Source organism: Sporosarcina sp. Y1009 (assembly GCF_057669865.1).
The window spans coordinates 113165-136899 of the sequence record NZ_JBYHFO010000005.1; the positions used below are offsets into that span (position 1 = coordinate 113165).

General features: G+C 39.8%; 26 protein-coding genes. 19 read left to right on the forward strand and 7 right to left on the reverse strand.

Going from position 1 to position 23735, the window contains the following annotated elements; genetic code table 11:
* The first annotated feature begins 1 nt into the window (after position 1).
* Entirely contained in the window at positions 2 to 1348 is a 1347-nt protein-coding gene (locus tag AC25Y1_RS08085; protein WP_488147461.1) for a TldD/PmbA family protein, read from the forward strand.
* 48 nt (positions 1349 to 1396) lie between these two features.
* On the opposite strand, the gene mscL is transcribed toward AC25Y1_RS08085, so the two are convergent.
* The 3 genes from mscL to AC25Y1_RS08100 are packed head-to-tail and all read right to left on the reverse strand — an operon-like array spanning position 1397 to position 2658.
* A complete protein-coding gene (gene mscL, locus AC25Y1_RS08090) occupies positions 1397 to 1777 on the reverse strand; it encodes a large conductance mechanosensitive channel protein MscL (RefSeq protein ID WP_488147462.1) in 381 nt (126 codons plus the stop codon).
* Positions 1778 to 1809: 32 nt separating this feature from the next.
* Complete coding sequence (locus tag AC25Y1_RS08095) at positions 1810 to 2325, reverse strand: hypothetical protein (protein ID WP_488147463.1); 516 nt, start codon at positions 2323 to 2325, stop codon at positions 1810 to 1812.
* Positions 2326 to 2346: 21 nt separating this feature from the next.
* Positions 2347 to 2658, reverse strand: a complete 312-nt coding sequence (locus AC25Y1_RS08100; RefSeq protein WP_488147464.1) for an MGMT family protein — start codon at positions 2656 to 2658, stop codon at positions 2347 to 2349.
* 189 nt (positions 2659 to 2847) lie between these two features.
* On the opposite strand from AC25Y1_RS08100, the gene AC25Y1_RS08105 reads away from it, so the two are divergent.
* Positions 2848 to 3240: a VOC family protein gene (locus AC25Y1_RS08105; RefSeq protein WP_488147465.1), complete on the forward strand. Its 393-nt coding sequence runs from the start codon at positions 2848 to 2850 to the stop codon at positions 3238 to 3240.
* A 19-nt stretch (positions 3241 to 3259) separates the two neighbouring features.
* Here the strand turns inward: AC25Y1_RS08105 and AC25Y1_RS08110 are convergent, their stop codons facing one another.
* Positions 3260 to 3919 carry a phosphatase PAP2 family protein gene (locus AC25Y1_RS08110; protein ID WP_488147466.1) on the reverse strand — a complete coding sequence of 220 codons (660 nt, stop codon included), beginning with the start codon at positions 3917 to 3919 and terminating at the stop codon, positions 3260 to 3262.
* A 39-nt stretch (positions 3920 to 3958) separates the two neighbouring features.
* Here AC25Y1_RS08110 and AC25Y1_RS08115 point away from each other — a divergent pair, with 39 nt between their 5' ends.
* Positions 3959 to 4528: a glycerol-3-phosphate acyltransferase gene (locus tag AC25Y1_RS08115; RefSeq protein ID WP_488147467.1), complete on the forward strand. Its 570-nt coding sequence runs from the start codon at positions 3959 to 3961 to the stop codon at positions 4526 to 4528.
* 56 nt (positions 4529 to 4584) lie between these two features.
* Positions 4585 to 4926 carry a bacillithiol system redox-active protein YtxJ gene (gene ytxJ / locus AC25Y1_RS08120; protein ID WP_488147642.1) on the forward strand — a complete coding sequence of 114 codons (342 nt, stop codon included), beginning with the start codon at positions 4585 to 4587 and terminating at the stop codon, positions 4924 to 4926.
* Positions 4927 to 5288: 362 nt separating this feature from the next.
* Here the strand turns inward: ytxJ and AC25Y1_RS08125 are convergent, their stop codons facing one another.
* Complete coding sequence (locus AC25Y1_RS08125; RefSeq protein WP_488147468.1) at positions 5289 to 5837, reverse strand: aspartyl-tRNA synthetase; 549 nt, start codon at positions 5835 to 5837, stop codon at positions 5289 to 5291.
* A gap of 272 nt (positions 5838 to 6109) precedes the next feature.
* Positions 6110 to 7246 carry an amidohydrolase gene (locus tag AC25Y1_RS08130; protein ID WP_488147469.1) on the reverse strand — a complete coding sequence of 379 codons (1137 nt, stop codon included), beginning with the start codon at positions 7244 to 7246 and terminating at the stop codon, positions 6110 to 6112.
* A 518-nt stretch (positions 7247 to 7764) separates the two neighbouring features.
* On the opposite strand from AC25Y1_RS08130, the gene desA reads away from it, so the two are divergent.
* The 14 genes from desA to AC25Y1_RS08200 all read left to right on the forward strand — a co-directional run bounded on the left by desA (position 7765) and on the right by AC25Y1_RS08200 (position 21692).
* The gene (gene desA, locus AC25Y1_RS08135; protein WP_488147470.1) at positions 7765 to 8817 is read left to right on the forward strand and encodes a Delta(5) desaturase DesA; all 1053 of its coding nucleotides are present in this window, start codon (positions 7765 to 7767) and stop codon (positions 8815 to 8817) included.
* Positions 8818 to 8926: 109 nt separating this feature from the next.
* Positions 8927 to 10057 carry a sensor histidine kinase gene (locus AC25Y1_RS08140; protein WP_488147471.1) on the forward strand — a complete coding sequence of 377 codons (1131 nt, stop codon included), beginning with the start codon at positions 8927 to 8929 and terminating at the stop codon, positions 10055 to 10057.
* The gene (locus AC25Y1_RS08145; protein ID WP_488147472.1) at positions 10058 to 10663 is read left to right on the forward strand and encodes a response regulator; all 606 of its coding nucleotides are present in this window, start codon (positions 10058 to 10060) and stop codon (positions 10661 to 10663) included.
* A 236-nt stretch (positions 10664 to 10899) separates the two neighbouring features.
* Positions 10900 to 12171 carry a kynureninase gene (gene kynU / locus AC25Y1_RS08150; RefSeq protein WP_488147473.1) on the forward strand — a complete coding sequence of 424 codons (1272 nt, stop codon included), beginning with the start codon at positions 10900 to 10902 and terminating at the stop codon, positions 12169 to 12171.
* Entirely contained in the window at positions 12168 to 12803 is a 636-nt protein-coding gene (gene kynB / locus AC25Y1_RS08155; protein ID WP_488147474.1) for an arylformamidase, read from the forward strand. Before kynU ends, kynB begins: the two co-directional genes overlap by 4 nt.
* Position 12804: 1 nt before the next feature.
* A complete protein-coding gene (gene kynA / locus AC25Y1_RS08160) occupies positions 12805 to 13623 on the forward strand; it encodes a tryptophan 2,3-dioxygenase (protein ID WP_488147475.1) in 819 nt (272 codons plus the stop codon).
* 67 nt (positions 13624 to 13690) lie between these two features.
* Complete coding sequence (locus tag AC25Y1_RS08165; RefSeq protein ID WP_488147476.1) at positions 13691 to 13852, forward strand: hypothetical protein; 162 nt, start codon at positions 13691 to 13693, stop codon at positions 13850 to 13852.
* A 242-nt stretch (positions 13853 to 14094) separates the two neighbouring features.
* Entirely contained in the window at positions 14095 to 14985 is an 891-nt protein-coding gene (locus tag AC25Y1_RS08170) for a D-alanyl-D-alanine carboxypeptidase family protein (protein WP_488147477.1), read from the forward strand.
* A gap of 73 nt (positions 14986 to 15058) precedes the next feature.
* Positions 15059 to 16369, forward strand: coding sequence for a D-serine ammonia-lyase (gene dsdA, locus AC25Y1_RS08175; RefSeq protein WP_488147478.1), 1311 nt, complete (start codon positions 15059 to 15061; stop codon positions 16367 to 16369).
* Positions 16370 to 16443: 74 nt separating this feature from the next.
* Positions 16444 to 16974 carry a GrpB family protein gene (locus AC25Y1_RS08180; protein WP_488147479.1) on the forward strand — a complete coding sequence of 177 codons (531 nt, stop codon included), beginning with the start codon at positions 16444 to 16446 and terminating at the stop codon, positions 16972 to 16974.
* Positions 16975 to 17116: 142 nt separating this feature from the next.
* Positions 17117 to 17647 carry an RNA polymerase sigma factor gene (locus AC25Y1_RS08185; RefSeq protein WP_488147480.1) on the forward strand — a complete coding sequence of 177 codons (531 nt, stop codon included), beginning with the start codon at positions 17117 to 17119 and terminating at the stop codon, positions 17645 to 17647.
* Positions 17628 to 18404: a hypothetical protein gene (locus AC25Y1_RS08190; RefSeq protein ID WP_488147481.1), complete on the forward strand. Its 777-nt coding sequence runs from the start codon at positions 17628 to 17630 to the stop codon at positions 18402 to 18404. The genes AC25Y1_RS08185 and AC25Y1_RS08190 overlap by 20 nt, the downstream gene beginning before the upstream one ends.
* A gap of 13 nt (positions 18405 to 18417) precedes the next feature.
* Positions 18418 to 19086 (forward strand): ABC transporter ATP-binding protein, encoded by a 669-nt coding sequence (locus tag AC25Y1_RS08195; protein ID WP_488147482.1) that lies wholly within the window; start codon positions 18418 to 18420, stop codon positions 19084 to 19086.
* On the forward strand, positions 19083 to 21692 hold the full coding sequence (locus AC25Y1_RS08200; protein ID WP_488147483.1) for an ABC transporter permease family protein: 2610 nt from the start codon (positions 19083 to 19085) through the stop codon (positions 21690 to 21692). Before AC25Y1_RS08195 ends, AC25Y1_RS08200 begins: the two co-directional genes overlap by 4 nt.
* A 184-nt stretch (positions 21693 to 21876) precedes the next feature.
* Here AC25Y1_RS08200 and AC25Y1_RS08205 read toward each other — a convergent pair whose 3' ends face one another.
* Positions 21877 to 22611 carry a YqcI/YcgG family protein gene (locus AC25Y1_RS08205; protein ID WP_488147484.1) on the reverse strand — a complete coding sequence of 245 codons (735 nt, stop codon included), beginning with the start codon at positions 22609 to 22611 and terminating at the stop codon, positions 21877 to 21879.
* Positions 22612 to 22775: 164 nt separating this feature from the next.
* Between AC25Y1_RS08205 and AC25Y1_RS08210 the strand changes: the two genes are divergently transcribed.
* Complete coding sequence (locus AC25Y1_RS08210; RefSeq protein ID WP_488147485.1) at positions 22776 to 23636, forward strand: dimethylarginine dimethylaminohydrolase family protein; 861 nt, start codon at positions 22776 to 22778, stop codon at positions 23634 to 23636.
* Positions 23637 to 23735 lie beyond the last annotated feature (99 nt).

Consider the following 23735-nt stretch of genomic DNA (forward strand, 5'->3'; position numbering starts at 1 on the left):
AATGATAACTATCCAAGATTTTCAAGAGAAGTTGTTGTCCGAAGCGGTGAACGCAAATTTTAAAGAAGCTGAAATTTATTATAAAAGATCAGAATCTTTCCAATGCATGATATTTGAAGGTGAAATCGATAGTTACGAAACATCTGAAGAGGGTGGGCTTGGATTTCGAGGTCTTTATAATGGGAAAATGGGCTATGCGTACACGGAAAAAATTGAGGAAGCGTCGATTCCGTTCTTAATCGAAAGCGCGATAGCCAATGCCGAAGTCCTTGATGAAGATGATGGAACCGATATTTTTGAAGGTAGCGATAACTATAGTGACCATGATTTTTACAGTGAAGAACTAGCAAATATCCCGACTTCAGAAAAAATCGAACTGATTAAAGCCATTGAAAAGAAAGTGCTTGCCTACGATTCACGTATTGTTACGCTTAACTATTGTGCGCTACAAGAGTTTTCAGAAGACCGGATTCTGGCGAACAATAAAGGCCTTTCATTGAATGAAAAGAAAAATGGAATCATCATTTTCATTTCAGCCGTTGTTAAAGAAGGCGATGAAATGAAAACAGGTATGGCTCGTGAAATGACACGGGACTATAAATCGCTTGATGCCGATAAAATAGCAAAAGAAGTTGCGGAGGAAGCTTTGTCCCATTTAGGTGAAAAATCAATTCCGACAAAGAAATATCCAATCATTATGAGACATGATGCAGCTGCGTCCTTACTTGCTACATTTACAGCCATATTTTCAGCTGAAAATACGCAAAAGGATCAGTCTTTATTAAAAGGAAAAATCGGAACGGAAATTGCTTCTTCAGTTTACACATTAATCGATGATCCATTTCATCAAGAATCAATTATGGGATCGAACTTTGATGGGGAAGGTGTCGCCACTAAAAAACAAACAATTGTTTCGAATGGTAGGCTTGAAACACTTCTTCATAATCGAAAAACCGCTAAAAAAGACGGTGTCGTAACGACTGGGCATGCTCAGAAAGAATCCTATAAAGGAACCCTTTCTGTCGCGCCGATTAATCTATACATTGAACCGGGCACTAAAAGTGAGCAGGAACTAATCGATTCAGTCGAAGAAGGCGTACTCATCACCGGATTATCTGGACTCCATTCGGGTGCTAGCACAATTTCTGGTGACTTCTCGGTTGCAGCGACGGGTTTCTATATTAAAGAAGGCAAAGTAGCATCGCCGGTTAAACAAATGACGATTGCTGGAAACTACTATGACTATATGAAGAACATCGTAGAAACAGGATCCGATTTACAATTTGCACCAGGCGGTTATGGTTCACCATCACTACTCGTTAAAGAGCTTTCCGTAACCGTTGATTAAATAAAAAATGGCGCCCTTCAATTGGAGGGTGCCATTTTTTATAGTAGCCTATTGTTTATTTTGCGCTTTTAACAAGTCGCGAATTTCAATTAGAAGCGCTTCTTGTGCATCGATTTCTACAACTTCCTCCACGACTTCTTCTTTCTTCTTGAATTTCGAAAGCAAGCGGATGACTAAGAAAATAACACCAGCGACAATTAAAAAATCAATAATAGATTGCAAGAACATACCGTACGTAAAATCTGTGTTGCGGAAATTTTTATGTAAACCCGAAAAGTTAATACCTCCTGAAAGTAATCCAATCAAAGGTGTTATAATATTTTCCACGAGTGAAGATACAATCTTCCCGAATGCCGTTCCAATCACAACCGCAACAGCAAGGTCAAATACATTTCCTTGAAACGCAAACTCTTTAAAATCCTTCCACATAATAAATTCACCTCCTCTTAAAGCTACTATCTTTATGATTCTTCAACAATCGTAAACTGGTTGGTTTCAATATTCAACTGGACCAGATATTGACCATTTGCTTCTAAATCCCACACTCTAATATGTGCGCTAAGTTCATCGCCCTCAATTCCCAGCATTTCAAACCTGACTAGGTCCCCGTGAGGTTGGTTTTCGAGAAAGGACGTAATTGCAGAACTTAACTTTAAACTAGATTCATCATTAAGCAAAGTAATTTTTCTCAATGTTCCTTGACCAGGGTACGATTCCGCAACAGGGCCGTCGTTTTCATAACTGATTACATCGCCCGCTTTTAAATCGTCAATTGTGATCTTTTCTCCTGTTTGCGTCCTGATTTTCGTTTTATCGGTAACTCGCCACATGACTTCATCTACAAGTATCATTTGGTTATCAGCCATCACGACAACCGAAGCATCTTGAATCAGTGTTTCAGGTGTCATCGCCGTTTTCCCGCAACCGAATAACAGAATGACGCCAAGAAATAGGATAACGCTTTTACATCGTTTCATCGAATCCCCCCAGTTGGTAGATTAGCCGTCCTCCGCGTCAAGTGGAAACCAGCGATAACGAGCTAAATCAATTTTTCCATTAAGACTAAACTCAACACCTTCCGCTTCTAGTAAACTGCGTTGATCTTTTCCGGAAAAAGAAATTTCCCCTTTCGCATTAATAATTCGATGCCAAGGGAGCACATATTTTTTACTCATCGAATGGAGGATTCGTACAACTTGTCGAGCCCCGCGGGGATTTCCCGCAGCTGCGGCAACTTGTCCATACGACATGACATACCCCGATGGAATCGATTGAATGATGGTAACAACGCGCTGTGTAAATAAATTCATAAAATAAAACTCCTTAATGGAAATAAAACCATTAATAATCTGATACATATAGTATACTGAAAATTACGAAATAGTGAAAGTGGCAAAAGGATATGCAGCTAACATTTCATTTTATGTTGAATCAGACGGTAAAACCGAATACATTGAACTAACTGGATTTAAACCAAAATTACTTAAAGGGGCAGTACTATGAAAAATCAAAATCAGAAAATCACCCCATTTTTAATGTTCGATGGCAATGCCGAAGAAGCGATGAATTTTTACACGTCCATTTTTGAGGATGCAGAAATTCAAAGTATTTTTCATCAAGAAAACGGTACGGTCATGCACGCAACTTTTACATTGAACGGCCAAACGTTCATGGCAATCGACAATGGTAATGGAAACGATATCCCATTCACCGCAGCATTTTCACTATTTGTCACATGTGAATCAGAACAGGAAATCGATCATGTTTTCAAGAGATTAGCCGAAGACGGGAAAATTCTCATGGATTTGGCACCAACCCCATTTAGCGTAAAATTTGCTTGGGTAGAAGATCAGTACGGCGTATCTTGGCAATTAAATCTTGAAACCAAGTAAGGATAAAAAACCACCTTTTTTACAAGGATGGTTTTTCTTTAGTAAATCGGTCTTGATAAAACGCATAAACCGTAATCGCAATCGTAACCAAAAATCCACTCGCCATCATACCGCCAGCGATATCACTCGGGAAATGAACACCAAGATAGACGCGGCTTGTCCCAATCATTATGATCATACATGTAGTAAATAAAATTAATAGGAACTTTCCCAATCTAGTTTTTATATTTCGCCATGCAATATAGGCAATAATAACGTAAAGACTAAATGCCATCATTGTATGTCCACTTGGAAAGCTATAGCCACCTGCATCCAATATTCGATGGATTTCTGGACGTTCTCGTTTGAAATACAATTTTAAAAGATGATTCAATAGGACGGTTCCGAGAACTACGCCAACTAGAAGCAAGGCTTGTTGACGATTCTTAAAGACAACATACAAGAGTGTAATCGCAATGACCGTAATAAATATTACGGCAAGTGTGGAACCAATCCATGTGAAAAGTTTCATTATCATAGTAAGCCAGGGTGTTTCGAGCCCTTGAATTGTATGAATCATCGTTTGATCAAAACTGGATAGCGTGTCATCTCCAAATGTCGTTGAGAAATAACCAAACGATAGACCGAATCCAATACATAATACCAAAGCAATTATAAATCGTAGTGAAGAGTGTTTCATAGCTTCCTCCTTTTAAAATCGATAAAGGGGTTGATCTGGATGTTACTAATTAGTTTAGTTGTTGGTTCGTACTTACTAGGAAACCTATTAGCTGCTTCACTGATAAGTACGTTTTATTATAACGCCGAAATTCGTTCAAAAGGAAGCGGCAATCCCGGAGCTCGTAATATAGGAAGACTCTATGGGAAGAAAGCCTTTGTCATAACATTTCTCGGCGATGCACTGAAAGGTATAATTGTTGTTTATGCAGCAAGAATATTTGGTTTCGATCAGCTAATCGAACTCCTACTCTTACTTTTTGTTATCATCGGCCACATCTATCCCGTCTTTTACAGATTCCGCGGTGGAAAAGGCGTGTCAACGTTTATCGGAGGGCTACTTGTTTTCAACCCGCTTGTTTTTTTAGTTTTTATAAGTATATTTCTGGTCTTGTTATTTTTCATGAAGAATTTCACAGGAGCTGGACTGAGCGCAATCCTTTCATTACCAATTGTTATATTAATATTTTCTTATAATACCCATTTTATCTACTTATCATGTTTGATAAGCGGAATAATTTTATTTGCCCATCGTGATGATATAAAGTGGAAGCACCAAACAGCTAACTAGACATCACGTCCAAAGTATTATATATATTGAGTACAAGTAAAAATCGATACAGGGAGATGATAGTAGTGAAAGAGTTACATACAATTGAGGAATGGCAAGAGATTTTGGAGAAATCAAAGGGTGAACCGGTACTTTTACTGAAGCACAGTACAACATGCCCAATCAGCACATCTGCGTTCAGTAGAGTTGAGAATTTTGAAACGGATCTTCCAAAATATTGGTTGAAAGTTCGTGAAAGCCGTCCAGTTTCTAATGACATCGAAAGCACATTAGGCGTAGAGCACCAATCACCACAACTCTTTATTTTGAATAAAGGCGAAGCAGTTTGGAACGCATCTCACACAGTTATCACTGATAATGAGATTAATAGAGGTCTAAAAGAGAACAGCATCGATTAATAAAATAGGGAAAGAGCTGCACCAGGTTATACTAACCCGTTCAGTTGAGTGGTACAAAACATCAATTAAACACACTATTAGAGTCCAAATTCGCATATGAATTGGACTCTTTCCTTTTACCTATGTATCAACGTTTGTGAATGAAACACACCTATTTTAGACACCTTACTGACAAGCCTATTAGCAGGGTTACAATTTCTATTGTAAATCTGCTAATGTAAGTGTTAATACCACTGTTAATTTGTGTGTTAAAACACAATATTACATTTCGTTATCCCAATAAAAAAAGGACCATAAGGCCCTTTTTCACTTTTACTATTCCACAATCGCGCCAGATTGACGCATAACTCTAATATTTTATTTTAAGAGTTTGCTTCATCTAATTCTTCGTCAGTATCCTTATCGAACAATTCAATTTCACTATCTGACAGTGCTTTTTTACTTTCAAAATACCAGATATATAAATCTTCCAAACGGAAACTTTCTATCTCATCTTGTGATAACATTGCCAAATCGAGTATATTGGCTAGTTCATTATTAACTTTTACAATTCGATTATCACTGTTCTTAATTAAACCATAAAGTAAATTCTCTCCGTGCCCTTGATGTCCATTTAGAGTATCACCATCATAATTTCTTGTACTGTCCATTGGACTCCACGTTAGCATATTTGATTTCCATCCGAAGAAACCTTTACTGACATAAACAGCCCCCAAGTTGTTCTCATTTTTTATAAAAAAGAAAAGTGCTTTGTTGTTTAATTTGTATGCAGGTATCAGTAACAAATCTTTATCATTTGCTAATAGAGCTTCCTGAGGTTCCGAGTATGAATTCGATTTCTCAGCCATTACCCACACACCAGTTATTATGACTGCGACCAATACCACGGCTATTAGTATTTTCCGTTTCATTAATCCACTCCCTTTACAGATATAGAAAGTCTCTATAACGTCGTGCATAATCTTTTACAATCTGGCCCGTTTGTTGAATATTGAATATATATACGTCCTACTGTTATCGTACCATATTTACCACAAAAAACCTTTTTAAAGATGAAAAAAGCACCGCTAATTGCGATGCTAATTGTTGTTCTAGTTCGATGTTATTTCGCTTGTTATTTCAACTTTTGTACCAGTGAACTGAACGGGTTAAGGTTATACTGGGCAGCTCTTTTTTTGATGCATTATTTCTGGTACACCACTTTACCCTCTATATAAGTAGCATCAATCGTCGAACGAAGATCAAAAGGATCACCATTCCAAATAACGAAATCCGCATCTTTTCCTTTTTCGATCGAACCAACTCGGTCTTCGACACCAATATGTTTCGCTGCATTCAGTGTTATCGCTTCTAATGCTTTTTCTTCTGGAAATCCATTTTTCACCGCAAGAATCGCGCTAGTCATTAAATGCTCGATTGCAATCACTGGATGATCAGTCGTTATGGAGACTGGTATGCCAGCTTCGGAAAGGGCAAGAAGGGTATGCCATCCCTTATCGGATAACTCTGTTTTGGAACGAGGCGACATTGTCGGTCCAACAGAAACCCTGACGTCATGCTGCGCAATGAAATCGGCAATGAGATGACCTTCTGTACAATGTTCAATCGTAAGCTGAATATCAAATTCTTTTTGGATACGCAAAACGGTCGCGATATCATCGGCTCTGTGTGCATGGACGCGTAGTGGAATTTCTTTTTGTAAGACCTTCGCAATATTTTCGAGCCCTAAATCACGACCGCATTTATTTGTTTTTCGGTCATCGATATAGTTTTGTGCTGCGATAAGATCTTCACGTATCTGTGCAGCTAAGCCCATTCGTGTAGTTGGCATTTTACCTTTACTGCCGTAAACCTGTTTTGGATTTTCACCTGTTGCAGCCTTCAGCCCAGAAGGATTTTTCACAATCATTTCATCGACAACATTCCCAACTGTTTTGACGACAACCATTTCTCCGCCAATAACGTTTGCACTACCAGGCATTATTTGTACAGTCGTGACACCGAAACGTCTTGCATCCTCAAATCCAGTATCCCCCGGGTTAATCCCGTCAAGCGCACTTACTTGAGGCGTTGACGCTGCACTCATTTCATTCACATCTTGTCCAGCTATGCCGATTCCTTGCTCACTTAAGCCAAGATGGGAATGGACATCAATCAACCCCGGCGTAATAATTTTTCCCTTGGCATTCACGACCACCGAACCTTCAGGAATAGCTAGCGTCGCCCCAACGTCAACAAACTTTCCATCTTTAACATAAATATTTCCTTCAACCACTTGACCAGTTCCCGTGAAAATTTTTGCGTTTTGTATGTATAACATTGTCATTCCTCCCTATCCTAGTATAGCGTAAAATGCCTTAATTGACGAAATAGTATATTTTCACCTAGAAGCTCCTACACAAAATCATTCATGTTCAAGCAACGAGCACAAACATCGGAGCAACGAGCACAACTGGGTTCAGTACCGATTACAACCCACATCGCATCGAGCATAATCTTGCTCCATTTCGAGCATCGAGCACAAACATCGGAGCAACGAGCACAACTAGGTCAGTACCGATCAGAACCCACATCGCATCGAGCATAACCTCGCTCCATTTCGAGCAACGAGCACAACTGGGTCCGCATCGATCAGAATCCACGCAGCACCGATCACAACCACATTCCTGTTCAAGCAACAAGAGCTACCTTCCTTAACGGTGGTAGTAATTTCCATCATATATGACAGTTGTCATATAGAAGTGATGACATTTAAGTCTAATCAGGAGGAGAGAAACACATTAGTATGATAAGTAAGAAATGAAAACAGATCATCATGATTCCCAAGGAGGAAAACAAATGAGTAAAGAAAAAACAATGAAATTACACAAGAACGTAGCTCCTTTTGCAAAATCAGATAAAAAGAAAAGTATTATCCAATTAGTGAACACAGTTCCACCGTTATTTATCTTCTGGTTTTTGGCGTATCAAAGTTTGTCGGTGTCAATCTGGTTGATGCTCCCGTTCGCGATTATCGCTGCAGGATTTGTCATTCGAACATTTATCATATTCCATGACTGTACACACGGTTCGTTTTTCAAAAATCGTAAAGCGAATGATATTGTCGGCACGGCTACAGGAATTTTAACACTGTTCGCCTATTCAAAATGGAAACGCGAGCATGCGATTCATCACGCTTCAAGTTCAAATCTTGATAAGCGCGGTGTTGGTGACATTTGGGTTATGACTGTTGAAGAATATGTTGAAGCATCGAAATGGACGCGTTTGGCTTATCGCTTATACCGTAATCCACTTGTGATGTTTGGATTTGGACCATTATTTCTAGTTCTGATTTCAAGCCGCTTTAACCGTAAAGACGCTAGACAAAAAGAAAGAAACAATACGTATTTGACGAACATAATTTTAGTCGTGCTTTATACGTTGATGATCGTCTTAATTGGATGGCAAGCATTTGTCATTGTTCAAGGAACAATTATGTTTGTTGCAGGTGCACTAGGCATTTGGTTATTCTATATCCAACATACGTTTGAGGACTCTTATTTTGAAGAAGAGTCAGAATGGGATTATGTGAAAGCTGCTGTTGACGGAAGTTCATACTACAAACTGCCGAAAGTATTGCAGTGGGCAACTGGAAACATTGGTTTCCACCACGTCCATCACTTATCACCACGTGTTCCGAATTACAACTTGGAAGTCGCACATGATTCAGTGCCACCTCTTCATAACGCAACAACAATTACCATTAAAACAAGTTTGGCATCGTTAAAATATAAACTATATGATCCAGCTAAAAAAGGGTTCGTTACATTTGGTGAAGTGAAAAATATAGTACGTAAAGCAAGTGACTCAATTGATTTAAAACCAAAACGCACAAGTCTCGAAGGAAAGTAAAATGATTTGACGGCAACCACCTCAACTTAGAGGTGGTTGTTTTTCATTCAGAGACACGCAGGAGTAGAAAAATTTGGTATAATCGGAGAAAGGACGGTGAGCAAGTGGTATGAATAGTTGGTATAGTATTTTTCCGAAAAGTCCATGGCTTAGTATATATGCTTGGGCAGTATTTTGTTTTTTACCGTTCTTTTTCATATTTAGATCATCTTCTCGAATTGAAATTGCAATTGGCATCTTCTTATTACTATTATTTTTCTTATCCTATCGTTTTTCATACAAGTCAAAAAGTGGACTTGTTTATATGTGGGTCAGCTTTGAAATCATTATTAATGTTGTCATGACATTGTTGTTTGGTTATTTGTACTTATCCACATTCACAGCCTTTTTCATTGGAAATATACGAAATCCGGTCGGTTTTTTCATCATGTATGGACTCCATATTGCATTTACAATTGTCGCGATTGTTACTGGTTTCTTCATTGAAATCGAATTGTTTTTACCGCAAGTTCATTTTATCCTCATCTCGGTGCTCGGTACGGTACTTTTGCCATTCACTTTATACAATCGAAACAAACGCGAGAAATTAGAAGGCCAATTGGAACACGCAAATGAACGTATTTCAGAATTAATCATTCTTGAGGAACGTAACCGCATTGCGCGCGATTTGCATGACACTCTTGGACAGAAATTATCTCTTATAGGCCTAAAAAGCGACCTTGCAGGAAGGCTAATTTCAAGAAATCCAGAAGCCGCTGCAAAAGAACTACTAGATATTCGACAAACTGCAAGTGCAGCATTAAAAGAAGTGCGAGAACTTGTGGATGATATCCGAATGACAAAGCTAAAAGATGAGTTATTACGCGTTCGGCAGATCTTAAAAGCTGCTGAAATGACGTTAACGGTAGAAGGCAATCCTGAACAGATGGATATCCCGCCGTTAGTTGAAAATGTATTAAGTATGTGTTTGAAGGAAGCTATAACAAATGTTGTGAAACATAGTTACGGAAGTGAATGTCATATTGAATTTGAGAAGTCATCAGATGAATTTCTGATTCACGTGGAAGATGATGGTATTGGGATTCCAGGTAAAGGCGTCAATCTTCCAGGAAACGGTTTAAAAGGTATTCGGGAAAGACTCGAGTTTGTAAATGGATCTTTAGAAATTGAAGGAAATCCAGGAACAAAACTCACGATTCGAGTTCCGGACATTATTAAGAAGAGTGCAGGGGGAGATTGAGTGATACGCATTGTGTTGGCGGAAGATCAAGGAATGCTCTTAGGCGCATTGGGTTCATTACTGAGTATGGAAGATGATATAGAAATCGTGGGTATGGCGAAAAACGGGGAAGAAGCAGTACAGTTAGTAAATGAGCAGAACCCAGATGTTTGTATCATGGATATTGAAATGCCTGTCAAAACAGGATTGGATGCGGCGGAGGATTTACAAGGCTCTCCGTGCAAAATCATTATTCTGACGACTTTTGCGCGTTCAGGGTATTTTGAACGGGCTCGAAAAGCAGGCGTGCGCGGTTATTTATTAAAAGATAGTCCGATTGAGGAACTGGTGAGTTCGATTCGGAAAATTATGGAGGGGCGTCGAATTTACGCGCCAGAACTCGTCGATATTGCATTCGACGATGAAAACGAAAACCCTTTAACAGAGCGGGAAAGCCAAGTGCTTAAACTTGTATCAAAAGGAAAAACAACTAAAGAAATTGCAGGAGAATTATATCTAACACCAGGAACGGTTCGGAATTATATTTCTACGATATTGGACAAACTAGGTGTGAGTAATCGGATTGAAGCCATTTCCCGATTTAAAGAAAAAGGATGGTTTAAATAGGGAGAATGAATCTAGGCGTTATTCAATTCGCGATTCTACATGGCATTCTTTTACATTAAGTTAAATATTAGGAATGTTTAAAAATAGAGAAGTACGGGTACTCTAGGTAATCAATGCAGGTAGAAGGGTTTCATACACTTCTGTCTGTATTTTTTTGTGTGAAATCAGATGTCACCAACAATCCCATTAATGTTATGATTTAGGTAAGTTAGAAAAATGATGCGGGGGGATGGAAGTTGACATTGACAACACTCGAATATGCACAGAATCTTGATGCAAAAGACAACTTAGCCAGTTTGAGAGAAGAATTTTATTTGCAAGAAAATATCATCTATATGGATGGGAATTCTTTAGGTCTTTTATCAAAACGAGCTGAAAAAACTTTACTCGAATTACTTGATTCCTGGAGAACGCTTGGCATCGATGGTTGGACAGAAGGAGAACATCCGTGGTTTTACTTATCGGAATCGGTTGGCGAAAAAATGGCGCCACTTGTTGGGGGAGCAAAAAGCGAAGTGTTGGCAACGGGATCGACAACAACGAATTTACATCAGCTCGTAGCCACGTTTTACAAACCCACGGGGAATAAAACAAAAATCCTCGCAGACGAATTGAATTTTCCATCAGATATATATGCGCTCAAAAGTCAGTTGGCATTAAAAGGCTATGCCCCAGATGAACATCTTGTCAGAGTAAAGAGCAGGGACGGTCGATTTTTAAAAGAAGACGATATTATTGAAGCGATGACAGATGACATTGCGCTAATTGTCTTGCCGTCAGTCCTGTATCGCAGTGGGCAGATCCTCGATATGAAACGACTCACTGCTGCAGCGAATGAAAGAGGAATTCCAATTGGCTTCGATTTATGTCATTCTGTCGGTGCGATTGAACATTCGCTCCATGATTGGGGTGTGGATTTTGCTTTCTGGTGTACGTATAAGCATTTAAACGGCGGACCAGGTTCAGTTGGCGGTTTATTCGTTCATGAGAAAAATTTCGGAAAAGCACCCGGACTAGCAGGTTGGTTCGGTTCTAAAAAAGAAGCACAATTTGACATGGATCATGCAATGGACCCCGCATTAGATGTGGGTGCTTATCAAATTGGAACGCCGCATGTTCTAAGTTTAGCGCCAGTGATTGGAGCGCTGGAACTATTTGAAGAAGTTGGCATCAAGCGTGTGCGTGAAAAATCGCTGCAATTAACGAACTATCTTTTGGATTTAGTGCATACAGAACTTACAAGTCACGGATTTACAATAGGAAGTCCGGTTGATGAATCACGCGGTGGTCATATTTTACTGGAACATAAAGAAGCTGCACGTATTTGTAGTGCCTTAAAAGAAGACGGTGTCATTCCAGATTTTCGAGCACCAAACGGCGTCCGACTTGCACCAGTTGCGCTCTATAACTCATTCGAAGATGTGTGGCGGACTGTTCAAAAATTGAAAGTAATTATGGACGAAAAACGCTACGAGAAATTTGAAAATAAAAGGGGCGTTGTTGCATGACTAAATGGATTGATATTTCCCAACCCCTTAAAAATGGGATTGCTGAATGGCCAGGGGATACCCCTTTTTCATATGAAGTTGCATTTAAGAAAGTGGACACAGGCTCAGTGAATATCGGGAAAATGACGACAAGTACGCATATGGGCACGCATATCGACGCACCCTTCCATTTTGACGATCATGGATTGAAAGTGCTTGATTTACCAATCAATCTTTATATTGGCCGAGCGCGTGTCATTGATGTTTCTGGTTATGAAAGTATCGGTGAAAAGGAACTGGCTGACATCGATTTTGGTGGCGCAGAACGGATTTTATTCAAAATGGGGAGTCGCCGTGATTTGTCAGTTTTTCCGGAGGACTTCGCGTATTTACGTGCGGATATCGGACCGTTTCTAAAGTCGCGTGGTGTTCGGCTGATTGGTGTTGAAGCACCGTCAGTGGACCCAGAAACGAGTAAATTATTGGAGGCCCATCATTCATTAAACAATAACGGTGTGATGATTTTGGAAAACATTGTGCTCAAGGCTATTGAACCCGGGGATTATGAACTCATTGCACTGCCACTTCCTTTAGCAGAATCAGATGGTAGCCCAGTTCGTGCAGTTTTACGACCATTTGAAGGAGGACTGTAAAATGGATGACAAAGGGATTTACACAGATTTTAAAGAGCAGATGACTTATGGTGAATATTTGAATCTCGATAAAATACTAGCCGGTCAGACCCGACTTTCTGGACATCATGATGAAATGTTATTTATCGTCATTCATCAAGTTAGCGAACTCTGGATGAAACTCATTTTACATGAGCTCAGTGCAGCCACTGTGGCTATTGAAAATGGGGAGTTGCAGGAAGCATTTAAAATGTTGGCACGGGTGTCGCGTATTCAAACACAAATCATTCAGGCATGGGATGTACTCGCAACGTTGACACCAGCTGAATATATGGAGTTTCGGGGTAGCTTAGGACGCGCGTCTGGTTTTCAATCGTATCAAAACAGACTGATTGAATTCTCGCTTGGCTATAGGCAACCACATATTTTGAAAATCTACGAAAAAGATCCTGAGCTAGCCAGTGAACTCGAGGCAGCTTATAAAGCACCAAGTATTTACGATGTAGCTGTTCGCGCACTTGCAAAAGCTGGTTTTTCAATTAACCCTAAATTAATAAATCGTGACTTTTCCATTACCTACTCAGGTGATCAAACTGTCTCAGATGCTTGGTTGGAAGTATACCGTAATGTAGAAGACAATTGGGACTTATATCAACTGGCTGAGAAGCTAGTCGATATAGAAGACAGTCATCAACAATGGCGCTTCCGTCATATGAAAACGGTCGAACGGATTATTGGATTTAAAAAAGGAACGGGTGGTTCCGCGGGAGTCAGTTATTTGAAATCGGTACTTGATCATCAATTTTTTCCAGAGCTATGGGCTGTACGGACAAATCTGTAGAGATAAAACGAATGAAGCGCTGCCACGTATACGGCAGCGTTTCGTTGATCAAAGGAGGTAATAGGTGTTGAACTGGTTATTAATCATCGTGATTGCAATTGCAGCTGAACTTTTCATGCGATATTTGACAAGGGATATGGAAGATAAGAAGAAACGAGAGAAGATGTTGTCCCTATTATGGGTGGCATTGGGCGTTATTTTAGTTTTGACTTGGTTGTTTACGAAGTAATTTTAAAGATGGCAGTTTTCAATGGCGCCATGTTAATTTTATGTGTGACTTAAGTCCCGACTTGCAAGCAAACCACGGCTAAGTGCAAGGAAACCTAACCCAAGTGCAAGGAAAGCACCTAGAAGTGCAAGCAAATTTCCTACATCATGAATCTTAAGAAATTCTTCATGATTTCACTTCCTAATTCTTCAGTTCCATTGTCTATGATTAGCATAACGAATAACTGAAAAGGCGTGTTGAACATGAAGAAGTTTTTATTCATCGGCATCATTCTAATCATTGGCTTTACGTTGGCTTTTAAAAATGATATTCCTGAGACAAAAGTTTATGACTTTGATGTGGATGCAGTGGCGATGATTTTGATCGATGCGGATAGTGGAAACGTGCTTTACGAACATAACAGTAATGAGGCATTACCGATTGCGAGTATGTCAAAAATGATGACGCAATACCTTGTATTGAATTCGGTTAAGGACGGACTACTATCATGGGAGAGTGAATACCAGCCAAGTGAGTACATGCATCAGATGACGACTGAATCGGGTGTCGTGAGATTAGGTATGTCGAACAACCGTACATATACAGTAGAAGAACTTTTCACAGCAATGACTGTCGCCTCTGCAAATGACGCGGCCATCGCACTAGCTGAAATGGTCAGCGGTTCTGAAGAAGCTTTTGTTGAGTTGATGAATGAACAAGCAAAAGCATTTAAACTGAAGAAAACAACTTTCTACAATGCCAGTGGCTTGGACGGGGATTATGTTGGTAAGAGTACGCAAGAAACAAATCTTTCGACAGCAAAAGAAGTTTCCATCATTGCTGAGAAACTTCTTGCCAAACATCCTGAAGTATTGGATTTCACAAAAATAACGAACTTCACAACAAGCCACGGCATTGAGCTTTGGAACACAAATTCAATGTTGCCGGGTATGCCAATGGCAGTCAATCAGATTGATGGTCTGAAGACGGGTTTTACAGACTTGGCTGGGCCTTGTTTTGCAAGTACAGGTGTTTTTGACGGTCGACGGGTGATATCAGTCGTGATGAATGTGGCAGCAGAGGGTAATGATCGCATAAATCCTAAATTCCAACTGACTGAAGATTTGATTGAACAATTCGTGATGAATCAGTAATTTTACAGACAGGATTGAGAAGCGCTCCAAATGGTATACTAGTTTTAGACCATTCTGAAAAGGGAGCGAGACCATGAGTGAAGTAAATACAACTATGTGGAAAGAAAAGCTACCGTTAATCGGAAACATCATGAAGCAAGAAGAAGTTTTTTGGGAAAACCCTTTACAAGAGACGACGAAAACGGGTTTAACAAAAGTTAGCGTAACGGCTGAAGATGTGAAAGAAGCATCTGATCGATTAAAGCGTTTTGCACCGTTTATTCAACATGTATTCCCAGAAACCAAAGTATCGAATGGGATTCTAGAATCACCGTTGACGCCTATTCCAAACATGAAAAAGGAACTCGAACAGCATTACGGGGTTAAAATCCCCGGCGAACTTCTGTTGAAAGAGGATAATGCCATGCCAATATCTGGTTCTATTAAATCGCGCGGCGGGATTTATGAAGTGCTTAAGCATGCGGAGGCACTTGCGATACAACATGGTCTGCTGACAATTGAAGATGATTATGTGAAATTCGCGGAGCCGAAATTCAAAGACTTATTTGCAAAACATAAAATCGCAGTCGGATCCACAGGAAATCTTGGGCTTAGCATTGGGATTATGAGTGCGAAACTTGGCTTTAATGTCACTGTTCATATGTCGGCAGATGCAAAACAGTGGAAGAAGGATCTCCTTCGAGAAAAAGGTGTCTTTGTTGTCGAGTATCCGAATGATTTTAGTGTAGCGATAGCTGAAGGACGCAGGCAGGCAGAAGCAGATCCCTCTTGTTATTTTATCGATGATGAAAACTCCTATGATTTATTCTTCGGTTATGCAGTTGCGGGTGAGCGCATTGCATCTCAGTTAAAAGAAAGAGGAACGATTGTCGATGAAGACAATCCACTATTCATGTATTTACCTTGTGGCGTAGGGGGAAGCCCGGGCGGTGTGACATTTGGTTTGAAACTTGTCTTTGGGGATCATGTACATTGTTTCTTCGCAGAACCAACGAACTCACCATCTGTCTTATTAGGCATGATGACGAGACTTCACGAAGAAGTTTCTGTACAAGACTTCGGACTTAGCAATTTAACCGCTGCAGACGGCTTAGCGGTAGGGAGAGCATCCGGTCATGTAGGCAAAACCATGGAACCGTTATTGTCTGGGATTTACACCATTCAAGATGACAGTCTTTTCAAACTATTGACATCACTTGTTGACGCAGAAGGCATTCAACTTGAACCATCTGCACTCGCTGGAATGATTGGACCTATCAATGCAATTCAGAGAAACATACCAGCCGCTAGTTCACCGAATGCGACCCACATCGCTTGGGCAACAGGCGGCGGTATGGTTCCGCAAGCTGAGAGGGACCTTTATTATAAAATGGGTAGAGAATAAAACCGGCGAATTTCCCGGGAAATCGACAAGATTAGGCATGTAAAACATATAAATCACTTTTAGGGGGATCTGAAATGATTTTAGGGTTAAAAAGAGATGAAATAAAAATAGTTGAACCACAAGAGGGTTGGCAAGAGGAATTTCAAAAAATACAAAAAGAAATTCACACAGTAACCGGAATTGATATTCATCGCATTGAACATATTGGCAGCACTTCAATCATTGGGATTAAAGCAAAACCGATGATTGACTTTGCTATTGGCGTGGATGATATAAATAATGTTCCTTCCCACATCTTTAAGAGTTTGCAAGAAATTAGTTTTTATCGTCTTCGTGTTGTGCTAGAAAACGAAATCGTCTTGGCTAAATTCGATAACAATGAAACATTCGACATCAAGACTCATATTATTCACATGATAGATTATAAAGGTGAAAAGTGGAATGACTTGATATCATTCCGCAATAAATTGAATGCATCTATTGAGCTGAGGCAAGAGTATGAGAAAATCAAAATGAGTTATATTCAGAATGAAAAGGGCGACATGAACGACTATACGAATTATAAAGAAAGTTTTATTTTGAAGGTTCTACAGAAGAATGATTGAAAAAAGGCTAAAACCATTTACCGGTTTTAGCTTTTTTTATAATTTGCTAATACCATGGTGAAATTCATTTAATTAATTAGTATTTTAAAATAACTTTGAAACCGATTTTTGATTCATCCGTCTAAATTTGTGAAGGTAAGGGGTGGTTACGATCTATAAAAAAATTATCGATGAGTGGTATCAAGAATATAGTGAGGGGATCTACCGCTTTATTCTGATGCGAATTGGTGACCATGAACAGGCAAAGGATTTAGTCCACGACACCTTTGTAAAAGCCTTCAAAAACTTGGGGAGTTTTAAGGGCGATAGTTCAGGAAAAACGTGGCTGTACCAGATTGCTAGAAATATATCCGTTGATTATTTGAGACGGAAGAAACCATTTACTTATATGCTCGAACAGCTGCGGTTTTCGAGAATTGAAAGTAGAACACCAGAAAAAGATATCGGATTACATGAAGACATTACATATTTGTATAAGGCACTGAGCAAAATTCGTCCACAGTATAAAGAAGTTATTATTCTAAGGAAGATTAATGAGTTATCGACTAGAGAGACTGCAGAAGTTTTAGGTTGGAATGAATCACGTGTAAAAACGAGTCTTCGACGAGGATTAATCGAGTTAAAAATCCAATTAACAGAGGAGGGATATGTTCATGGGGAAAATACCTTTTGAAGAGGGAGAACTAGATACCTATTTTGAAGAAGCAAGGTCGGTTTCGCTGTCAAAAGAAGAACAGGATGTGATTTTGAAAAGCATTCAGAACAAAATTTCAAGACGTCCGTCGAAAGTGTGGAGATTTACACTTAGTATCACGAGAGTTGCTTTTATGTTCTCATTAATTATTTTAAGTGGTGCTTTTATTTATCAAAATGTCGAGAATGAAAACGTGCATAATCTATTTAATTCAAATCAGGGTTCATCTGAAAAAAGTGATTTTGGTGTAATCGAGCCGATCGGTATTCATCATCCGGATTCTATCAAAATGGAAAGGGTAAATGGAAGGCGCGAATGGTCATTTACAGCGGAGGGGTTGAAGCATGTTTTTTTACCTTTAGATGCTCATAATAAAATTGAAGAAATTGTGAAGGAACCTTATTTGTCTGTTAATAGAGTTTTGGGGAAAGGCGTGGAATTGTCCGCCGCTTATCTAACTGAAAATGACACACTTATTCAGATTTCGACTCGAATGCACACCTCTGACGGTAGCGTTAGCGTTGAAGAAAGAATAAAAGAAACTTTGAATGTCTTTCCGACTACGGGAAGGTTGATAACAATCTCTGGTCAGCAAGCAGTGATCACGCAAAACGAATATACATTGCCGCAGCTTTTTATCGTGACTTCCAAGTATAACTACAACGTGTTGGGTTCGGAAGATGTAGATTTATTAATTGAACTAGCAGAACTGATTGACTTTGATCGGGAACATTAAGGGGGGCAGTAAAATGATTGAACTTCAAAATATTTCTTTTCGATACAAAGGGATAGAGCAAGAACCCGTTCTAAAAGAAGTTGACCTCACGATAAAAGAAGGTGAATGGGTTTCGGTACTGGGACCATCTGGATCTGGAAAAACAACATTACTCAATATTATCGGGGGCTTACAACGCCCAACTGCCGGGACAATTGCATTTAAAGAAACGAATTACGAGGCTTTATCACTTGATGAAATCCAAACGTTTAGAAGACAAAGAATCGGATTCATTTTTCAACACTACAGGTTATTCAATCAGTATTCCGTTTTAGAAAATGTCATGATCCCTCAAATGCCATTTCAGCGAAAAAACGATATCGAGGACAGAGCGAAAAAGCTGTTAACCGAAGTTCAAATGGGGCATCGCCTTGCCCATTTACCGGAACAATTATCAGGCGGTGAAAAGCAAAGAACTGCGATCGCCAGAGCTCTTTTGAATGAACCGGATGTTTTATTATGCGATGAGCCGACTGGGAACCTCGATGGTGAAAACCGTGAAAAAGTGTTGGACCTCTTGAAAAAACTGAATGACGATGGGAAAACAATTATCGTCGTAACCCATGACAGTGAAGTAGCGAAATACGGGTCGCGTGAATTATATTTACGGGACGGCATCATTCAGGAGGAGGTGCAAAGATGAACAGACTACTCGTCAAAAGTATGTGGCGTCAAAAACTTCAAAATGTGTTAACGATTTTAGCTTTTACAGTCATCTTTGTCTTCCTTCCGCTCTTAATCACCTCGCTTCAAGCCATCAAATCCCAAGTTGCAACGGATGTTACCTATTATGCACGCGGCAGCTATGATTTATTAATTCGACCGGAAGGCGCTGAACATCAACTGGAAGTCGAAAAAGGGATTGTGCCTGAAAACTATATTGGTTTTGGCACTGGCGGAATTTCAATTGAACAGTGGGAAGAAATTAAAGAGCGTCCCGATATTGAAATTGCAGCACCAGTTGCCTCGCTAGGTTATTTCGCGGGAATGAAATCCAATATAGGCTATTATCCTTCCGAAAACTCGACACGCTACACGACTCAATATTTTACATCTGATGGACTGCATGAATACCCCATAACTGAAGAATATATTTGTCTTTTATTGGAATCTCCGAAAACATATAAAAGTAATTTCGGGAATAGTGATAACTTTGAAGAGCTATTCAATCATATGGATCTTTTAAATAGTTGTAATCCTAGCGCAGCTATGGCACCACTTCCGCCAACCTATCATCTATTGGTCGGCATCGATATGACTGAAGAAAGCGCCCTGACAGGTATCAATTTTGAGGGGCTCGATGAGGAAAATCCGTATAGGGGTGAGGGATATAGTACAAGTGTGATGTTCCCAGATGCTGCGCTTATCCCCGTTTTGCAATTGGAGAAAGGGGATGTCTCTTTATTTGCACGAAGTGAGGTAGAAACGCTGCCAATTACGAAAGAAAAGACGCTGGAATTTCGTAATGAAATGGGATTAGATGATGATTATGTCTATCAAACAATAGAGGGGATCCTTCACCAAAAGGGGCAACCTGTCTTTATAAACAAACTTTTCACGGATGAATATAATCAGCTGCTTTTTGAATTAATCGCATTAAAATCTGAAAGTAGCCAGACTTACCACCTCGATTTAGGCGCTCGTTTAGATCCTTATCGTCAGGAGGCAATTCTCATCGGGGAAAACGGAGAATTGGACGAATTAATTGCAGATGGGACTTATTTCAATGACTTGGATTTCACCTATTCCTCCCAGTATTATACAGTCGGTCATGTGAATTATGAACAGGATGGCGACAAGTTAGTCATCCGGAAAATTGGGGATGAGAATGGGGTTCCTTTGTACCGGGAAATCACCCGAAATGGCATTACAACAAAAGAGGCATATGATAATGATTTAAGTCCATCGCTTATCATAGATCCAATTGGGGAATTCCACTATGAAGGTCAGGAAAATCAGCTAGCATCAAGCCCGCTCGGAATCTATTCAGAATATCCAGCAACATACATAGGCGACGGGGAGGAGAATGAAATTGTATTGCGACCAACTGTTATGCCCGGTAGTTTTGTGACCGCCGCAGCGAGTGGCGTAACAAATATTAAATCTGCAGCGCTGATTAAAGGCGACAAACCGATTGACGCAATACGCGTGAAAGTTGCAGGCATCGATGGATACACGACATCCGCGGCAGAAAAAATTGACCGCATTGCCAATGAAATTCGAGATTCAGGGCTACAAGTATCCATTATAGCTGGTGCTTCTTCGCAATATTTGGAAGTGGATGTTGAGGATGTCGGCTTAGTGCGCGAATCCTGGACGACATTAGGAGCTGCGGGAACAATCATTGAACAATGGAATTTATCGAATTTAATCTTAGCGATTTCCTTTTTAGGTGTATCGCTAATTTATATGATTAACCGGGTGACGTTTTGGCAGTTGAACAAACAAGGTGAAATGACTTTGTTGTCACAGCTTGGTTGGCGGAAAAAAGATATTGCGAACTCGGCGCGTAAAGAAAGTGGTTTTCTCGTAATCATTGCATGGCTTCTCTCACTCGCCCTCTTATTTAGCTTTCGAGGGAAACTCGCAGTAACTGAAAATCTTTTCTTGATTCACATCGCAATCGGTATTGTCGCGGTTAGTCTCCTCTTGGTGTTAATTTCCAAAAAGATTTCTCGATTATTTACGGATCAGAATCAAACGACGGGCTATATAACGACGGGGATTTGGTCGAAAACATTAGTTTTAAAAAGTCTATCGTATTTCCGACGATTCCATTTACTAAGTTTCATCCAATTGCTGATGGTCAGTGCGCTGGCATCGTTTGTCTATTTATCACTAACGGAAACAGTGAGAGAAACAAATGCGACCCTTTTAGGAGAGTATATAAATGTTCAAGTAGGCGGTTGGCAAACATTATTAATTGGCAGTGTCTATTTGCTGGCGTTCGTCACACTTGTAGAAAGCCTATTGTCACTACTTCGCATTAGAAAAGATGAAATATCCACCTTTATGACACTTGGATGGAAAACTAAACATGTATTTGTTTTGTTGATTAAAGAAATAGTTGTTGTCGCGGGGATAGCCATTGGCCTCGGGGGCGTCGTCAGTCTGCTAGTTTACAGTACGCTTTATTCAATAAATCCAGACGTATGGGTTGTACTTATAATGTCGTCAATCGGATTTTTCATAGGCGCAGTAGTTGTCGCTGGGATTACGATTGTTGGGTATATTAAAAGGGAGATATAGAGTTGCCTCGGTGGAAAGTAAGGGTGTTTGTATAGGTGGAAAGTCCTGAATTGCAAGCAAACACCCTACGAGTGCAATCAAACCCCATCAAAGTGCAAGGAAACCATGTTCGAGTGCAAGGAAACCACTCCCAAGTGCAAGCAATTACCCCCCCATCAAAAAAAACCGCCTTTCCAGACGGTTTTCACTTCATTTCCTTATGCAAAAACGGACATTTCCCGATAATCGGTTCACTATCATCGCCGATAAAAAATTGCTTCCACTCATTATGCGTAGGATCTCCAAAATGGCTGATGTCTGGGTGCTTCGGCAACTGATCCCATACTTCAACGCGTTCCCGTACTTTTTCCCGTGACATAATCCCACCTTTTTCAGTTCCTTTTAAGCCTTCAAAAATCATTCGTGGTTGGAAACCGATGATCATTGAATTCCCTAAATGGCGTGTCTTTCGTTGTTTATAGGCCGGCGCATTGCCAAAAGCAAAGATGGGTTCACCGTGAAATCGGAAATCCCATAAATAATGATCTGGGTCGCGTGGACTTTCTGTTGGCCACTCTATTTCATCAACCTCATGCAAATACTGTAAAATATCCCAAAACTGCTTACGGTAATCTTCGATAGACCCTTCAACCTCAAATGGCTCAACAAAAACAAATAATCCATGCCTTTTATGTTTCGGATCATCAAAAAGGGATAAGAATGACGTCAAGATATTCGGTAAGTTAGACCAATCATTTTGTGTCACATAGCCATAGCGCAATTCCCCGCCCAATTCGCCTGCCATGCCAAAATAACAAGGAAACGATTTATCGGTCACGATGTTATGAAAGGTTTGATATTCTTGGACAAGCCAATCAGGTAAATCATCTCGTGTCTCAAAGTCTGCTCTTTCGAGTAAATCCTTTCCAGTTGTAATCATCATTATTCCTCCAATGCATCCCAATAGTTAAGTATACTTCACTGTTAATTAATTAGTACCCGTCCACGGGGAATTGAAACGGTTTCTAGTTTCTCACGTTTGGAAAACAGAAAGTAGGGAATTCCTAGGAATGGACAATTATAAAATAATCGGAGGATATCAACATGCAAACCCCCAAAGAAGCTGATCAGAACACGGCTAAAGGATGCCGAAGTGAATACGACACATTACAACGTGTCATCGTTTGCGAACCGAAGTATATGGAAATCCAAGAAGTGATCAATGAAGTTCAAGAACAATATAAAGATGAAAACATCAACAAAAATATTGCAAAAAAACAGCATAAAGCCTTTCTCAATAAACTAGAAGAACACGATGTTGAGGTCATTCGATTACCCGCATCCGAACAATTTCCAGAACAAGTATTCACCCGCGACATTGGTTTTACGCTAGGTGATGATATTTTCGTCGCTGAAATGGGCAGTGAAATTCGTGAAGGGGAAGAAGAAGAACTTGAAAGATGGCTACAGTCAACGAATACGTTGTACAACAAGCTCCGCACAAACAAAATTGAAGGCGGCGACGTCATCATCGACCGCAATACTGTGTATGTCGGAATCAGTAGTCGAACAAGTATGGATGCCGTTGGGGAACTAACAAAGAAACTTCCAAACCATGAAGTTATCCCAGTGCCGTTTAACGAAAAGTACTTACATTTAGACTGTGTATTTAACATACTTTCCCCGAAAATCGGATTGATTTTTCCCAGTGCATTGGATGAGAAAACAGTCGAGATGCTAACTGACAGGTACACACTCATCGAAGTATCGGAAGAAGAGCAATTTACACTGGGCACAAATGTCCTCTCTATCGGTGGAAAAAAAGTATTTAGTTTGCCGCAAAACCCAGAAGTGAACAAGCAAATGCGCGCCTATGGATTTAACGTCATTGAAGTGGATTTTTCCGAAATTATCAAATCAGGTGGATCATTTCGATGTTGTTCGATGCCAGTTGAAAGAGAATGAAAATAGACTGCATGCTTCCAATTGTTGGGGAAGTATGCGGTTTTTTCATTGCAAATAAAGTCTGTATTGACTTTCTAATTAGATAACATACAGGTAAAC

Excerpts from the sequence above, each read along its gene's own strand:
- AC25Y1_RS08170 (WP_488147477.1), top strand. The coding sequence starts at position 14,095 with ATGAAGAAGTTTTTATTCATCGGCATCATTCTAATCATTGGCTTTACG.
- dsdA (WP_488147478.1), top strand. The coding sequence starts at position 15,059 with ATGAGTGAAGTAAATACAACTATGTGGAAAGAAAAGCTACCGTTAATC.
- AC25Y1_RS08100 (WP_488147464.1), bottom strand. The coding sequence starts at position 2,658 with ATGAATTTATTTACACAGCGCGTTGTTACCATCATTCAATCGATTCCA.
- AC25Y1_RS08110 (WP_488147466.1), bottom strand. The coding sequence starts at position 3,919 with ATGAAACACTCTTCACTACGATTTATAATTGCTTTGGTATTATGTATT.
- AC25Y1_RS08180 (WP_488147479.1), top strand. The coding sequence starts at position 16,444 with ATGATTTTAGGGTTAAAAAGAGATGAAATAAAAATAGTTGAACCACAA.
- kynA (WP_488147475.1), top strand. The coding sequence starts at position 12,805 with ATGGATGACAAAGGGATTTACACAGATTTTAAAGAGCAGATGACTTAT.
- AC25Y1_RS08130 (WP_488147469.1), bottom strand. The coding sequence starts at position 7,246 with ATGTTATACATACAAAACGCAAAAATTTTCACGGGAACTGGTCAAGTG.
- AC25Y1_RS08210 (WP_488147485.1), top strand. The coding sequence starts at position 22,776 with ATGCAAACCCCCAAAGAAGCTGATCAGAACACGGCTAAAGGATGCCGA.
- AC25Y1_RS08095 (WP_488147463.1), bottom strand. The coding sequence starts at position 2,325 with ATGAAACGATGTAAAAGCGTTATCCTATTTCTTGGCGTCATTCTGTTA.
- AC25Y1_RS08085 (WP_488147461.1), top strand. The coding sequence starts at position 2 with ATGATAACTATCCAAGATTTTCAAGAGAAGTTGTTGTCCGAAGCGGTG.
- AC25Y1_RS08125 (WP_488147468.1), bottom strand. The coding sequence starts at position 5,837 with ATGAAACGGAAAATACTAATAGCCGTGGTATTGGTCGCAGTCATAATA.
- ytxJ (WP_488147642.1), top strand. The coding sequence starts at position 4,585 with ATGATAGTAGTGAAAGAGTTACATACAATTGAGGAATGGCAAGAGATT.
- AC25Y1_RS08105 (WP_488147465.1), top strand. The coding sequence starts at position 2,848 with ATGAAAAATCAAAATCAGAAAATCACCCCATTTTTAATGTTCGATGGC.
- AC25Y1_RS08195 (WP_488147482.1), top strand. The coding sequence starts at position 18,418 with ATGATTGAACTTCAAAATATTTCTTTTCGATACAAAGGGATAGAGCAA.
- mscL (WP_488147462.1), bottom strand. The coding sequence starts at position 1,777 with ATGTGGAAGGATTTTAAAGAGTTTGCGTTTCAAGGAAATGTATTTGAC.
- AC25Y1_RS08200 (WP_488147483.1), top strand. The coding sequence starts at position 19,083 with ATGAACAGACTACTCGTCAAAAGTATGTGGCGTCAAAAACTTCAAAAT.
- AC25Y1_RS08115 (WP_488147467.1), top strand. The coding sequence starts at position 3,959 with ATGTTACTAATTAGTTTAGTTGTTGGTTCGTACTTACTAGGAAACCTA.
- AC25Y1_RS08140 (WP_488147471.1), top strand. The coding sequence starts at position 8,927 with ATGAATAGTTGGTATAGTATTTTTCCGAAAAGTCCATGGCTTAGTATA.
- AC25Y1_RS08190 (WP_488147481.1), top strand. The coding sequence starts at position 17,628 with ATGGGGAAAATACCTTTTGAAGAGGGAGAACTAGATACCTATTTTGAA.
- desA (WP_488147470.1), top strand. The coding sequence starts at position 7,765 with ATGAGTAAAGAAAAAACAATGAAATTACACAAGAACGTAGCTCCTTTT.
- AC25Y1_RS08205 (WP_488147484.1), bottom strand. The coding sequence starts at position 22,611 with ATGATTACAACTGGAAAGGATTTACTCGAAAGAGCAGACTTTGAGACA.
- kynB (WP_488147474.1), top strand. The coding sequence starts at position 12,168 with ATGACTAAATGGATTGATATTTCCCAACCCCTTAAAAATGGGATTGCT.